13 protein-coding genes are annotated in these 14498 nt (G+C 38.7%); all 13 read right to left on the bottom strand.

What is annotated here, in order from left to right:
* Positions 1–671, bottom strand: a 671-nt coding sequence (locus RTR43_RS02230) for an undecaprenyl pyrophosphate synthase (protein ID WP_312469319.1), incomplete at its 3' end; no start/stop codon positions are given.
* 276 nt (positions 672–947) lie between these two features.
* Complete coding sequence (frr, locus tag RTR43_RS02225) at positions 948–1505, bottom strand: ribosome recycling factor (RefSeq protein WP_312469317.1); 558 nt, start codon at positions 1503–1505, stop codon at positions 948–950.
* Complete coding sequence (gene pyrH / locus RTR43_RS02220; protein ID WP_248733587.1) at positions 1505–2230, bottom strand: UMP kinase; 726 nt, start codon at positions 2228–2230, stop codon at positions 1505–1507. The genes frr and pyrH overlap by 1 nt, the downstream gene beginning before the upstream one ends.
* Positions 2231–2358: 128 nt before the next feature.
* A complete protein-coding gene (gene tsf, locus RTR43_RS02215; RefSeq protein WP_312469315.1) occupies positions 2359–3243 on the bottom strand; it encodes a translation elongation factor Ts in 885 nt (294 codons plus the stop codon).
* Positions 3244–3380: 137 nt separating this feature from the next.
* On the bottom strand, positions 3381–4079 hold the full coding sequence (rpsB, locus tag RTR43_RS02210) for a 30S ribosomal protein S2 (RefSeq protein WP_312469313.1): 699 nt from the start codon (positions 4077–4079) through the stop codon (positions 3381–3383).
* Between the two features lie 198 nt (positions 4080–4277).
* The gene (codY, locus tag RTR43_RS02205) at positions 4278–5057 is read right to left on the bottom strand and encodes a GTP-sensing pleiotropic transcriptional regulator CodY (protein WP_312469311.1); all 780 of its coding nucleotides are present in this window, start codon (positions 5055–5057) and stop codon (positions 4278–4280) included.
* Positions 5058–5169: 112 nt separating this feature from the next.
* The gene (gene hslU / locus RTR43_RS02200) at positions 5170–6576 is read right to left on the bottom strand and encodes an ATP-dependent protease ATPase subunit HslU (protein ID WP_312469309.1); all 1407 of its coding nucleotides are present in this window, start codon (positions 6574–6576) and stop codon (positions 5170–5172) included.
* Positions 6577–6598: 22 nt separating this feature from the next.
* Positions 6599–7141, bottom strand: coding sequence for an ATP-dependent protease subunit HslV (gene hslV, locus RTR43_RS02195; protein WP_312469307.1), 543 nt, complete (start codon positions 7139–7141; stop codon positions 6599–6601).
* A 344-nt stretch (positions 7142–7485) separates the two neighbouring features.
* On the bottom strand, positions 7486–8793 hold the full coding sequence (gene trmFO, locus RTR43_RS02190; protein WP_312469305.1) for an FADH(2)-oxidizing methylenetetrahydrofolate--tRNA-(uracil(54)-C(5))-methyltransferase TrmFO: 1308 nt from the start codon (positions 8791–8793) through the stop codon (positions 7486–7488).
* A 174-nt stretch (positions 8794–8967) separates the two neighbouring features.
* Positions 8968–11046: a type I DNA topoisomerase gene (topA, locus tag RTR43_RS02185; RefSeq protein ID WP_312469304.1), complete on the bottom strand. Its 2079-nt coding sequence runs from the start codon at positions 11044–11046 to the stop codon at positions 8968–8970.
* A gap of 343 nt (positions 11047–11389) precedes the next feature.
* Positions 11390–12277, bottom strand: coding sequence for a DNA-processing protein DprA (gene dprA / locus RTR43_RS02180; protein WP_312469302.1), 888 nt, complete (start codon positions 12275–12277; stop codon positions 11390–11392).
* A 95-nt stretch (positions 12278–12372) separates the two neighbouring features.
* Positions 12373–13275, bottom strand: coding sequence for a succinate--CoA ligase subunit alpha (sucD, locus tag RTR43_RS02175; RefSeq protein ID WP_312469301.1), 903 nt, complete (start codon positions 13273–13275; stop codon positions 12373–12375).
* 23 nt (positions 13276–13298) lie between these two features.
* The gene (gene sucC, locus RTR43_RS02170) at positions 13299–14459 is read right to left on the bottom strand and encodes an ADP-forming succinate--CoA ligase subunit beta (protein ID WP_312469299.1); all 1161 of its coding nucleotides are present in this window, start codon (positions 14457–14459) and stop codon (positions 13299–13301) included.
* Between the last annotated feature and the right edge of the window lie 39 nt (positions 14460–14498).

Genomic DNA, 14498 nt, shown 5'->3' with positions numbered 1-14498 from the left:
GAGTAAGCCAATTGCCAAAGCATAAAATTGCTTAAACGCATTTCACCGCTAGTTCGGATTAAAAGATCCGGGTCAGTAAAATTTGCAGTCATTAGGTAGGAGGAAAAAGCCTTTTCGTCTAGCTCTGTCTCCTTTATTATACCTTTATTGCAATCGTTTAAGACTTGTTTAACAGCATCGAGAATTTCTGATCTGCTCCCATAATTCAAGGCAAAATTTAAAACCAAGCCATTATTATTTTTGGTTTCTTCTATAGCTTTTTCTATTGCGCGAAGTGTATGTATTGGGAGCTGATCTTTGTATCCCATCATTTTCACTTGCACATTTTCCTTAATTAATTCAGGAAGGAAGGTACCTAAAAATTCATCAGGCAGCTTCATAATATATTCCACTTCATTTTTTGGTCTTTTCCAGTTCTCCGTCGAAAAAGCATATAGGGTCAACGTTTTAATTCCCAGCTCATTTGCCAACTTCGTTGTTTTACGAACAACTTTCATTCCCTCATGATGGCCGGCAATACGTGGTAATGCCCGTTTTTTAGCCCACCGCCCGTTGCCATCCATAATAATCGCCACATGCTCAGGAACAGCTGCTTTTTTTACTTGCTCTATTTTATCTCGGAGTGTGGAAGAAGTATTTTGTTTCTTCCTAGGTCTAAATATATTTAACATAACATTGCTCCTCAATTAGTTAATCATTTCCTCCGATAATAAATCTGCATTTCAATCGAACCCGGTGTGTTGTTATTTGAAGGATATTTCAGGGTAGCATGCTTTTATCATACCAAAAAAGCAAAAAGATATCTCTAATAAATAACTTATGTAAAATAAACGGAATTAAGAATAATATTCAGATAACTCCAAAAACATACTCCACTGTTAATAAATCCTGAAAATAGTGAAAAAAACCCCCTAAAAAGAGGGTTCTTAATAGAAATGGGGAAATATTTACACTTCTAAAATTTCTTTTTCTTTATCTTTCGTGATTTGATCAATTTTTTGAATAAATTCATCCGTCAGCTTTTGAATATCATCAGAATAACCGCGAAGTGCGTCTTCAGTAATTTCACCATTTTTTTCTAGCTTTTTCAAATCATCATTGGCATCACGGCGAATATTACGGACCGCTACTTTAGCTTCCTCTGATTCTTTTTTGACTAATTTCACAAGGTCCCGACGGCGTTCTTCAGTCAGTTGAGGAATAGCAATTCTAATTACCGTCCCATCATTAGTCGGATTCAACCCTAAATCAGACTTCAAGATAGCTTTTTCAATATCTCCAAGAATCGATTTATCGTACGGTTGAATAACAAGAAGTCTAGCTTCAGGTGTGGTGATACCTGCCATTTGATTTACAGGAGTAGGTGAACCATAATAATCAACGGTAATTCTGTCTAAAAGTGAAGCACTTGCTCTTCCGGCACGAATGCTGGCAAGCTCACGTGAATATGACTGAATCGCTTTTGTCATCCGATCTTTTGTAGTTGAAATGACTTGTTTTGGCATTAATTTTTCCCCCTAACAATTGTTCCTATTTTTTCACCCATTACTGCCTTTTTAATATTGCCTTGGTCCATAATTGAGAAAACAATAAGTGGAATATCATTATCCATACATAAGGAAGAGGCCGTAGAGTCCATGACTGCCAATCCTTCCTTTAGTACATCTAGGAACGATAAGTCTTCGTATTTAGTGGCATTTGCATCAATACGCGGATCTGCAGAATATACACCATCCACATTATTTTTTGCCATTAAAATGACTTCCGCATCAATTTCTGCTGCTCTTAAAGCAGCCGTTGTATCAGTAGAAAAATAAGGATTACCTGTACCAGCCGCAAATATTACAACCCGTTTTTTCTCTAGATGCCTAATAGCACGACGTCTAATGTATGGTTCAGCAACCTGACGCATTTCAATCGAGGTTTGCACCCGTGATTCAATTCCTAAGTGCTCCAAACTATCTTGAAGTGCTAATGAATTCATAACTGTAGCAAGCATTCCCATATAATCAGCAGTCGCTCGATCCATACCCATTTCACTGCCGATTTTCCCACGCCAGATATTGCCGCCACCGACAACCACTGCTACCTCTACGCCAAGTTCGGCTATTTCTTTTACCTGGATGGCTATCGATTTTATGACAGAAGGTTTAATACCAAAGCTCGACTCACCAGCAAGTGCTTCCCCGCTCAATTTTAAAACCACGCGTTTGTACTTAGGACCGCTCATATAAACCTCCATTTTTTATGTAGATTATTACCTTCAAAAATAGGGAACACGCCGTGTCCCCTATTCAAAACCTATTTCAGTAACATTCCCTTTTTGCTCACTTTGTTTAAAAGCACGAGAATATTTGACTATTGTTTATTAACTTGGTTCATAACTTCTTCTGCGAAGTTATCTTCACGTTTTTCGATTCCTTCCCCTACTTCATAGCGTACGAATTCGCGAACTGTTGCACCTTTAGATTCAACAAATTGACGTACCTTTTGATCAGGGTTTTTAACAAAAGTCTGGTCAAGGACACAAACATCTTCAAAATATTTTCCAAGACGGCCTTCTACCATTTTAGCAACGATGTTTTCAGGCTTTCCTTCATTAAGAGCTTGTTGTGTTAATACTAGACGCTCGCGCTCAACTTCTTCTTGTGATACTTGATCACGAGAAACATATTTCGGTCTTAACGCAGCAATGTGCATAGACACATCTTTAGCCGCATCTGCTTCAGTAGTACCTTCAAGAACTGTTAACACGCTAATACGTCCACCCATATGAAGGTAGGCACCAAATGCATCATTATCAGTTTTAGACACTACTTCAAAACGACGTAATGTAAGTTTTTCTCCAATTTTAGCAATTGCAGCATTGATATGATCTGCAACAGTTGCTCCGTTTTCAATCGTTTGCGCTAAGGCTTCTTCAACAGTTGCTGGTTTGTTATTGAGAAGATGTGCTGCTAGTTCCTTAACAAGAGTTTGGAAACCTTCGTTTTTCGCAACGAAGTCAGTTTCTGAGTTTACTTCAAGAATAACAGCTTCGTTGCCTTCTGTTAAAATAGAAGTCAATCCTTCTGCCGCAATGCGGTCTGCTTTATTTGCTGCTTTTGCGATTCCTTTTTCACGTAAGAAATCAATGGCCTTTTCCATGTCACCATTCGTTTCTGTTAGAGCCTTTTTACAATCCATCATCCCTGCGCCAGTTTTTTCACGAAGTTCTTTAACCATTTGAGCAGTTACTGCCATAATATATATTCCTCCTTTTATTTAACTATGTACACCTATCTTAGCCAAGTACAGCTAAGATAAAACTCATATTTCTCCAAAAAAAGGTGATAAAGGGTCTCCCTCTTATCACCTTTTTGTTTAATCAGAACATTGAATTAAGCTTGAACCTCTTCACCTTGTTTAGCTTCAAGGATGGCATCTGCCATTTTACCAGTTAAAAGCTTAACCGCACGAATCGCGTCATCATTCGCAGGAATAACTACGTCGATTTCGTCTGGATCACAGTTTGTATCAACAATTCCTACGATAGGAATGTTTAATTTCTTAGCTTCTGCAACTGCGATACGCTCTTTACGAGGGTCGATAATGAATAATGCATCAGGAAGCTTCTTCATATCTTTGATGCCGCCTAAGAATTTTTCAAGACGTTCTTGTTGTTTCTTTAATTGAACAACTTCTTTTTTCGGTAAAACTTCGAATGTACCGTCTTCAGACATTCTTTCAATATCTTTTAAGCGACCAATACGCTTTTGAATTGTTTCAAAGTTAGTTAAAGTACCACCTAACCAGCGTTGGTTAACATAGTACATACCAGAACGGCCCGCTTCTTCTTTAACAGAATCTTGAGCTTGTTTCTTTGTACCAACAAAAAGAACTGTTCCACCGTTACCGGCAAGTTCCTTAACCCAGTTATAAGCTTCTTCAACTTTTTTAACTGTTTTTTGAAGGTCGATAATATAGATACCGTTACGCTCTGTGAAGATATACTTCTTCATCTTAGGGTTCCAGCGGCGAGTTTGGTGTCCGAAATGTACACCAGCTTCAAGCAATTGCTTCATAGAAATGACTGACATGTTTTTTCCTCCTAATGGTTTGTTTTCCTCCGCTCAAGTCATTTTTAAACAGAACTGTTGGTAACAGCACCGTCTGTTTAAATCGATGAGCGTGTGTATTAACACCATGAAATAATATAGCACAAGTGCTTTAAACAATCAAGGTGAACTTATACAAAAAATTAAAAATCCCCAGGGAAGCCTGAGGATTGGTAGTTATTATTTAGATTTTAATTTATCAAGTTCAATAAGAAACTTATTGTTCAAGACTTTGATATACGTACCTTTCATCCCAAGGGAACGAGATTCGATTACCCCTGCACTTTCAAGTTTTCTCAATGCATTAACAATAACTGAACGAGTAATACCAACGCGATCTGCAATTTTTGAAGCAACTAACAAACCTTCAGAACCATTAAGCTCTTCAAAAATATGCTCAATAGCTTCAAGCTCACTATAGGATAATGAACTAATGGCCATTTGAACAACTGCTTTGCTTCTTGCTTCCTCTTCAATTTCTTCTGCTTTTTCACGTAAGATTTCCATACCTACTACAGTTGCACCATACTCTGCAAGGATGAGTTCATCATCATGGAACTTTTCTTGCAGTCTTGCAAGAATTAAAGTACCAAGACGTTCTCCACCGCCGATAATAGGAACAATTGTTGTTAAACCTTCACTAAATAAATCTCTGTTTTCCACTGGAAAAGCAGTATATTTGCTTTCAATATCAAGATTTGACGAAGTTTCTTGAATATTAAATAAACCTTTTGTATACTCTTCAGGGAATTGGCGATCTTCAAACATCTTTTTCATTCTTTCATTTTCAATTTGTTGATAAATTGAAAATCCTAAAAGTTTACCGCGACGGCTAACAATATAAACGTTCGCTTCAATCGTTTCACTCAACGTCTCAGACATTTCCTTAAAATTAACTGGCTTTCCTGCTGCTTTTTGCAATAAAACATTAATCCTTCTAGTTTTTGTAAGTAAATCCATCTGTTTCTTCCTCCTAATTAACTACAACCATTATTAAATTTATTTGATAAAACATCCATTATAACGTATTAGGTATCCTACGAATGAATGAAATAAAAAGTAACACCCATTCCTAAAGAATAAATTGACTCAAATCTTTATTTTTAGAAATAGCACCAAGTTTATCATCAACATACTGCGGTGTAATCGTGATTTTCTCCATCGAAATATCTGGAGCTTCAAAAGATAAGTCTTCCAAAAGCTTTTCTAAAATCGTATGAAGACGTCTCGCACCAATATTATCGGTATTTTGATTCACTTCAAATGCTACTTCAGCAATTCTACGAATAGCATCGTCAGAAAATTCAATTTGTATACCTTCTGTTTCTAATAACGCCTGATATTGTTTAATTAAGGCATTATCTGGTTCAATTAAGATTCTAAAGAAATCATCAATTGTCAGCTTTGTTAGCTCAACCCGGATTGGGAAACGTCCTTGAAGTTCCGGAATTAAATCTGATGGTTTAGCCATATGGAACGCCCCTGCTGCAATAAATAAAATATGATCAGTTTTAATGGAACCATATTTCGTTACCACTGTTGAACCTTCTACAACAGGTAGGATATCTCTTTGAACACCTTCACGGGATACATCTGCTGAGGAACCTCCAGAATTTTTGCTGGCAATCTTATCGATTTCATCGATAAAAATTATTCCGGTTTGTTCAGTACGATAAATGGCTTCAGACGTAACTTCATCCATATCGATGAGTTTAGCCGCTTCTTCGCTTGTTAAAACCTTTCTTGCCTCTCGAACAGTTAATTTTCTCTTTTTTTGTTTTTTCGGCATAAAGCTACTAAGAGCGTCCTGCATATTCATTCCCATTTGTTCAATTCCTGAGCCCTGCAGCATGTCAAACATCGAAGGAGCCTGCTCCTCTACCTCTACGGTAACAATTTCTTCCTCTAATTGACCAAGTGCTAATTTTTCTTTGACAATCTTCCGTTTTTCATGGATAGAGTAATCTTCTTGTTGTGTTTCTTGCTCAGATGAGGAATTTCCACCACCACCAAACAACATTTCCAAAGGGTTTTTATAGTTAGTCGATTTTTTAGTAGATGGTACAAGTAAATCAACGAGCCTGCTATTTGCATTCTCTTCAGCCCGTTCCTTCACACTTTGCATGCGATCCTCTTTCACTAAACGGACAGATGTCTCTGCAAGATCTCGAACCATTGATTCCACATCTCGGCCAACATAACCAACTTCGGTGAATTTAGTTGCCTCAACCTTTATAAATGGTGCACCGACAAGCTTTGCAATCCTTCTAGCAATTTCTGTTTTACCAACGCCAGTAGGTCCAATCATCAAAATATTTTTCGGAATAATTTCTTCCCGAAGCTTGTCATTTAATAAGCCCCTTCGATATCGGTTCCTGAGAGCCACAGCTACCGCTTTCTTCGCATCCTTCTGGCCAATTATATATTGATCAAGTCTTTCTACAATTTGGCGGGGGGTTAAATTAGTTGTTCTTTCCATGGTAATTAATATCTCCTTCCCGTTATAGCTCTTCAACAATAATGTTGTTGTTCGTATAAACACATATTTCCGCAGCTATTTCTAAAGAAGCTTTTGCAATTTCTTTCGCAGATAAGTGTTCCCCTGCATATTTCTTCAACGAACGCCCCGCAGCTAATGCGTAATTTCCCCCTGAACCAATCGCGAGAATACCGTCATCAGGTTCGATTACTTCACCTGTTCCAGATATGAGTAGCAAATAGTCATGATTCATAACAATTAACATAGCCTCAAGTTTTCTGAGTACCTTATCACTTCTCCACTCTTTCGCAAGTTCAACTGCCGCTCTTTGAAGGTTACCGTTAAATTCCTCCAGTTTTCCTTCGAAAAGTTCAAAAAGAGTAAATGCATCAGCAACTGAACCAGCAAATCCGGCTATCACTTTTCCATTAAATATCTTTCTAACTTTTTTTGCTGTGTGCTTCATCACTACCGCATTGCCAAATGTTACTTGACCATCACCTGACATTGAGCACTCACCGTTATGATGGATGGCAAATATTGTTGTTGCATGAAATTGGCCCATATAGATGATCCTCCTTTTGGAGTATTTTCCCTTTATAGCACTGATATGATATGTAACAAAATAAAAAATATCCCGTACATAATATTATGAAAACTGTATTCATATATGCCCTTAGATGATTAGCAATATACTCTTTTCTTAAGTGTTTTTTCTCTAGTACAGCCATAAATAAAAAGAAATCTACTGATAGCATGTTGATTATGTTCAATTGTATATTTTGCGTAATTCCTTTTCATTTGTAAATACTCGATAAATAACTTTAATAAAAAATTCACATTTATCATAATATTCACCTACAAGGGCTACTAAATAGTATCATACTTCTAAAGCCCATGCAATAAATTTTACAAAACTTTCACAAAGTTCTGAATTGTTTCCAACGCTCGATTTGCATGCTGCAAATTTCTTTCCTGCTTTCCTTTTATTCTAACTGGTAATTCAGGAAACAGACCAAAATTCGCATTCATCGGCTGAAAATTATCAGGGTTTGCGGTGGTGATATAACGTGCCATACCTCCTATTGCTGTCTCAATTGGAAACTCCAATGCGTCCATCCCCTGAACTAACCGGGCTGCATTGATGCCAGCAATTAAACCACTGGCGGCCGATTCTACATATCCCTCAACACCGGTCATTTGACCAGCGAAAAATAAGTCCTCACGGTTCCGAAACTGGTAGGTGGCATTTAGAACCTTTGGAGAATTGATAAAGGTATTACGGTGCATCACTCCATATCGAATAATTTCCGCATTTTCAAGACCAGGTATTAACTGAATAACGTCTTTTTGCGCTCCCCATTTTAAATGTGTCTGAAAACCGACAATATTAAATAAGGTTCCTGCCGCATCATCTTGACGTAGCTGGACAACCGCATATGGCCTTTTCCCCGTTTTCGGGTCCTCTAGTCCAACTGGTTTTAACGGACCGAAAAGCATTGTTTTCTTTCCCCTTGCCGCCATGACTTCGATTGGCATACAGCCTTCGAAAAAGACTTCTTTTTCAAATTCTTTCAATGGAACTGTTTCTGCAGTAATAAGTGCATCATAAAATCGATCAAACTCTTCCTCCGACATCGGACAATTTAAATAGGCAGCCTCACCTTTATCATAGCGGGACTTCAAATATACTTTATCCATGTTGATGCTTTCTTTCTCTAGAATCGGTGCTGCTGCATCATAAAAATAAAGATAATCTTCACCCGTTAAGGTTTTAAGTTGTGCCGAGAGATCTGGGCTTGTTAGTGGGCCTGTAGCAATAATGGTGGGCCCTTCAGGGATACTAGTTACCTCCTCATTTACTACAGTAACATTTTCATGGTTTTTAACCATGGACGTTACTTTAGCAGCAAATTCATGACGATCGACTGCCAAGGCTCCACCTGCCGGAACGGAACAAGCATCAGCTGCCGCGATAATCACGGAATCAAGCATTCTCATTTCTTCTTTTAACACTCCAACAGCATTTGTTAACGTATCAGCCCTGAGTGAATTACTGCAAACTAATTCCGCAAATTTATCTGTATGGTGCGCAGGTGTTTGTTTTACCGGCCGCATTTCAAATAGCCGTACCTTAACCCCGCGGTTAGCAATCTGCCAGGCTGCTTCACTTCCCGCCAAGCCAGCACCGACAACGTTTATTGTTACTTCCTTCATTTAGTTACCTCCTGGATATCTTCTTGAAACATGCGTTTATTTACATTTTGCATAAAAAAGCACTATAAATATACCTTTCCCTCTTTCAAGTCCATCTTGCATTGTACTATACGAATGAAAAACAAAAAAGTTTTTTATTTCACAAAATTAAAAAGAGTGGAGTTCACCACTCTTTTAACTCTGTTGCTCTTCTTTGTAATCACATGCCGTACATTGAACTTGGACACCTTTTTTTAATTTCTTTTCTACAAGCAGGCCTTCACATTTAGGGCAGACTCTCGGTAATGGTTTATCCCAAGAGATAAATTCACATGCCGGATATCTGGTGCATCCATAAAATAACCTTTTTTTCTTACTCTTTCGCTCAATAATCTGTCCTTCCTTACATGTAGGACAAGTAACACCAATTTCTTTCACAATTGGTTTTGTATTCCGGCAATCCGGAAAATTACTGCAAGCCATGAATTTGCCGTATCTGCCCATTTTAAACACCATTGGACTGCCGCAATTTTCACAATCCTCACCAGCCGGCTCATCTTTAATTTCTACTGACTCCATCTCTTTTTCAGCTATTTTTAAATGTGTTTCGAAATCTCGGTAAAATCCATCGATAATTTGAACCCAGCGAACTTTTCCGTCTTCGATATTATCCAATCCCTGTTCCATTTTTGCTGTAAACTCCACATCAAGTATGTCAGGGAAAAACTCAAGAATTAACTCATGGATAATTTCACCCAGCTCAGTAGGTACAAACCGTTTATTATCAAGTGCAACATACCCCCGCTTTTGAATGGTATCCAAAGTTGGGGCATAGGTGGAAGGGCGACCAATTCTAAGTTCTTCCATCGTTTTTACAAGTCGTGCTTCTGTATATCTTGGCGGCGGCTGTGTGAAGTGCTGCTTAGGTTCAATATCCTTCTTGAACACTTCATCTCCTTCTTTAAGATCTGGAAGCATTTTATCCGGTCCATCTATCTGGTCATCTGATCCCTCAACATAAAGCTTCATAAAGCCTGGAAACTTTATTTTTGAACCTGTAGCACGGTACATAACTTTTCCATTTTGTAAATCTACACTCATCGTATCCATGATGGCCTGCGCCATTTGACTTGCAAGGAAACGCTCCCAAATGAGTTTGTATAAACGAAATTGATCCCGAGAAAGAAAAGCCTTTAAGCTGTTCGGATCTCTTAACGTACTGGTTGGGCGAATCGCTTCATGTGCATCCTGAGCGTTCGCTTGTTTTTTTTCTTTTCTTTGCTCTTCTTTTAAATAATTTTCACCATATTCTGCTTTTATATAATTCGCTGCTTCATTTTGAGCAACTTCAGAAATACGAGTGGAATCGGTTCTCATATAAGTAATGAGACCAACTGTTCCTTCTTTCCCCAGCTCAATTCCTTCATAAAGCTGCTGAGCGATCATCATTGTTTTTTTCGCCCGGAAATTTAGCTTTCTAGCTGCTTCCTGCTGTAAGGAAGATGTGATAAAAGGAGGCGCCGGGTTTCGTCTCCGTTCTTTTTTTGTTACCGAGATGACTTTGAACTTATTGTCATCCATTAGCTTTAGAATCGCTTGAACGTCTTGCTCAGTCGTTAGATCGGTTTTTTCTTGACCAACAATCGAATGAAAAACGCCACTAAAATGATCTTTTCCTTTTAAAAATTCCCCATCAATCGTCCAATACTCTTCGGGGATAAATGCTTTAATCTCTTTTTCCCGATCAATGATTAAGCGGACTGCAACGGATTGGACCCGCCCTGCACTTAACCCTTTTTTCACTTTTTTCCATAGAAGCGGGCTGATATTATAGCCGACAAGGCGGTCTAGAATCCTTCGCGCCTGCTGCGCATCAACGAGATCCATATTAATCGGGCGAGGATGCTTAAACGATTCTTTTATCGCATCTTTCGTGATTTCATTAAAAACAACGCGGCAATCTGACGTAATATCAACATCTAGACTGTGCGCTAAATGCCAAGCAATTGCTTCACCTTCACGATCAGGGTCAGCTGCGAGATAAACTTTTTTAGCCTTTTTGGCGGCTGTTTTTAATTCCTTTAATACAGGTCCTTTACCACGAATCGTAATATATTTTGGTTCGAAGTTATCCTCAACGTTGACGCCCATTTGACTCCGCGGAAGGTCGCGGACATGCCCCATCGATGCTTTTACTTTATATTTATTCCCTAAATACCGTTCAATCGTTTTCGCTTTTGCTGGCGATTCGACGATTACAAGAAAATCTGCCATTTAAATCCTCCTTAAGAGGGAAAGTGTGAAAGCGCCTTGAATCTGGCAAAAGCCTGTTTCTAAGCTGCTTACCATTTGAGAAGTTTTCCTAAATCCTAGTTTCTACAACTCGGAGAGGAGAAAATACTTTACAAAACTGCCTATCCCAAAATTCCCAAAAATATATGTTATTTACAATATTATTTTTTCTTAATAGATATATTCTTTTTTTCGAACTTCTGTTGGAAAATGTATAACATATTAGAAATTATTGCAACCTTTTTTAGCTAATTTCTCCACTTAATCGAAAAAAACCTGCAAAAAAACCTGATTTATTCGAAAGATTTTTATTTAAACTAGATTTTTATCTAATTTCTTCTAAAATATCCTTAGCATTTGTTACAAGCTTTGCACCTTGTTGAATTAGTTCATTTGCACCAATGGAATAGGGATTAAATATGCTTCCTGGCAGCGAAAACACTTCACGCCCTTCGTTAACCGCATAATTGGCTGTAATGAGCGAACCGCTTTTTCGTTTTGCTTCTATAATAAAGGTCCCATTGGATAGACCACTTATGATTCGATTCCGTGCCGGAAAATGCCATCTAAGTGGCTTTGAATCAGGAGGATATTCGGATAAGATAAGTTGTGTTTGCATCATTTCTATTGCGAGCCCCATATTTTCTTTCGGGTAGATATGATATAAACCACCTGCAATAACAGCGATTGTTTTCCCGCCATTTTTCATCGCGTATTCATGTGCAAGTGTATCAATCCCATTGGCCAAACCGCTGACAATGAGCACACCATTGTCAATTAATTCAGGAAAGATTAACCGAATCGCATTTCTTCCGTATTGTGTGGCCTGACGTGAGCCAACGACTGCGAGCTTTGGTTCTTTTTCAAGAAGAGATATATCACCCTTCGCAAATAATGCCCATGGTGGTTGGTAGATTTCTTTTAAGTACCTTGGGTATTCTTTATCCAAAATAGTAATGACGGTAATATCATTGGTTTCGTATTGACGGATTCGTTCGTGAATAGTATCAGGATGAAGAGGGAGGATCGAAGAACTGGCAAAGGAGATGTCGTGGCTAATTGGTGGAAATAAGGAAATCTGGTGGGGGGGTTGCGTTTGGAGCCTGTATAAAGACTGCAGTGTCGGGTCCTTTTTTAACAGTTGAAAAACAGTATTCCATGAGATATTTGGGTAATGAAGCAAATGAATCAGTTTTTCTTTAAAGTCATCCATTTTTATTTCTCCTTCTTATTTTTTTATTATACGAGAAATAGCCCCTCAAACTATGAGGGACTATCTGTTCAGAATCTAGAGGTTCAATTTATTTATTAATGTGTTTTACACTTTTCGTATAGACCTTGCTCTTTTAATACTTCTATCAATGTTTCTCCCATTACAGATGGTGTATCCGCAACTTTAATACCACATTCGTTCATGACACGGATCTTTTCATCTGCTGTACCTTTTCCGCCGGAAATGATGGCACCAGCGTGTCCCATACGCTTCCCTGGAGGCGCTGTACGTCCGCCGATGAAGCCGACTACTGGTTTAGTCATATTTGCTTTTACCCATTCAGCAGCCTCTTCTTCAGCGGTACCGCCGATTTCACCAATCATAATGACCGCATATGTTTCAGGGTCTTCGTTAAATGCCATTAAAACATCGATGAAGTTTGTTCCGTTAACAGGGTCCCCACCAATACCCACTGCAGTTGTTTGACCAAGACCTGCTTGTGTTAGTTGATGTACAGCTTCATATGTTAATGTTCCAGACCGGGAAACAACGCCAACATGTCCTTTAGTATGAATATAACCAGGCATGATCCCAATCTTACATTCATCGGCAGTAATAACACCTGGGCAGTTAGGACCAACTAAGCGAGTCTTCTTGCCTTCCATGTAACGCTTTACCTTTACCATATCCAATACTGGAATATGCTCTGTGATACAAATGGCAAGATCTAATTCTGCATCAACAGCTTCGATAATCGCATCTGCTGCAAAGGGTGCAGGAACATAAATAACGGACGCGGTTGCACCTGTTGTTTCAACAGCATCTTTCACTGTGTTAAAAACAGGAACACCTTCTACTTCCATGCCGCCTTTACCTGGAGTCGTACCGCCAACAATTTGTGTACCATATTCTAGCATTTGTTTTGTATGAAAAAGGGCAGTTGAACCTGTAATCCCTTGGACAATAACCTTTGTATCTTTATTAATAAAAACGCTCACGTTAATTCCCCTTTCTTTCGATCCTATTTCACTAATGAAACGATTTTTTGTGCACCATCGGCCATGGATTCAGCAGCAATAATGTCTACGCTTGACTCTGCTAGGATTTTCTTACCTAAGTCAACATTTGTTCCTTCTAAGCGAACAACAAGTGGAACACTAAGTCCAACTTGCTTTGCTGCTTCTACAACACCCTCAGCAATGACATCACACTTCATGATTCCACCAAAGATATTGACAAAAATACCTTTTACATTTGGATCAGAAAGGATAATTTTGAATGCTTCTGTTACCTTTTCAGCTGTCGCACCGCCCCCAACATCAAGGAAGTTAGCGGGATCGCCACCGTAATGTTTAATGATATCCATCGTTGACATAGCAAGTCCGGCACCATTCACCATACAGCCGATATTTCCATCTAATGCAACATAACTTAAATCATATTTAGATGCTTCGATTTCCTTAGCATCTTCTTCTTCAAGATCACGGTACGCTAATACGTCTTTTTGACGATATAATGCATTAGCGTCGAAGTTTAATTTCGCATCAAGGGCCATAACCTTACCATCTCCCGTAACAACGAGTGGGTTAATTTCAGCAATTGAGCAATCCTTTTCGATATAAGCATTATATAATCCCATCATAAACTTAACAGCTTGATTAACAAGTTCTTTTGGAATGTTGATATTGAAGGCAATACGGCGTGCTTGGAATGGCTGCAAGCCAATTGCTGGATCAATTTCTTCTTTGAAAATTTTCTCTGGAGTTTTTGCAGCTACTTCTTCAATTTCAGTACCACCTTCTTCAGAAGCCATCAGGACAACCCGAGAAGTGGCACGATCTAATACCAAGCCAACATAATATTCTTTTTTAATGTCGCAGCCTTCTTCAATTAGGAGGCGCTTTACTTCTTTACCTTCAGGGCCTGTTTGGTGTGTGACCAATGTTTTCCCTAAGATTTCGTTAGCATATGTACGAACCTCTTCAAGGTTTTTTGCAACTTTAACACCACCGGCTTTCCCCCGTCCGCCTGCATGGATTTGTGCTTTTACTACACAAACCTGTGTACCTAATTCTTTCGCTGCTTCCACTGCCTCTTCAACCGTGAATGCGACTGTTCCGTTTGGAACCGCTACCCCGTATTTTCTGAGGATCTCTTTCCCTTGATACTCATGGATATTCATTTCCCATCCTCCTAACAAACTCTTCAAAAAATTGACTCC

This window comes from Neobacillus sp. (assembly GCF_031988165.1).
Classification (GTDB): domain Bacteria; phylum Bacillota; class Bacilli; order Bacillales; family Cytobacillaceae; genus Neobacillus; species Neobacillus rhizosphaerae.
Note: the sequence above shows the minus strand (reverse complement) of the source record. Positions and strands in the feature narration are given on the sequence as shown.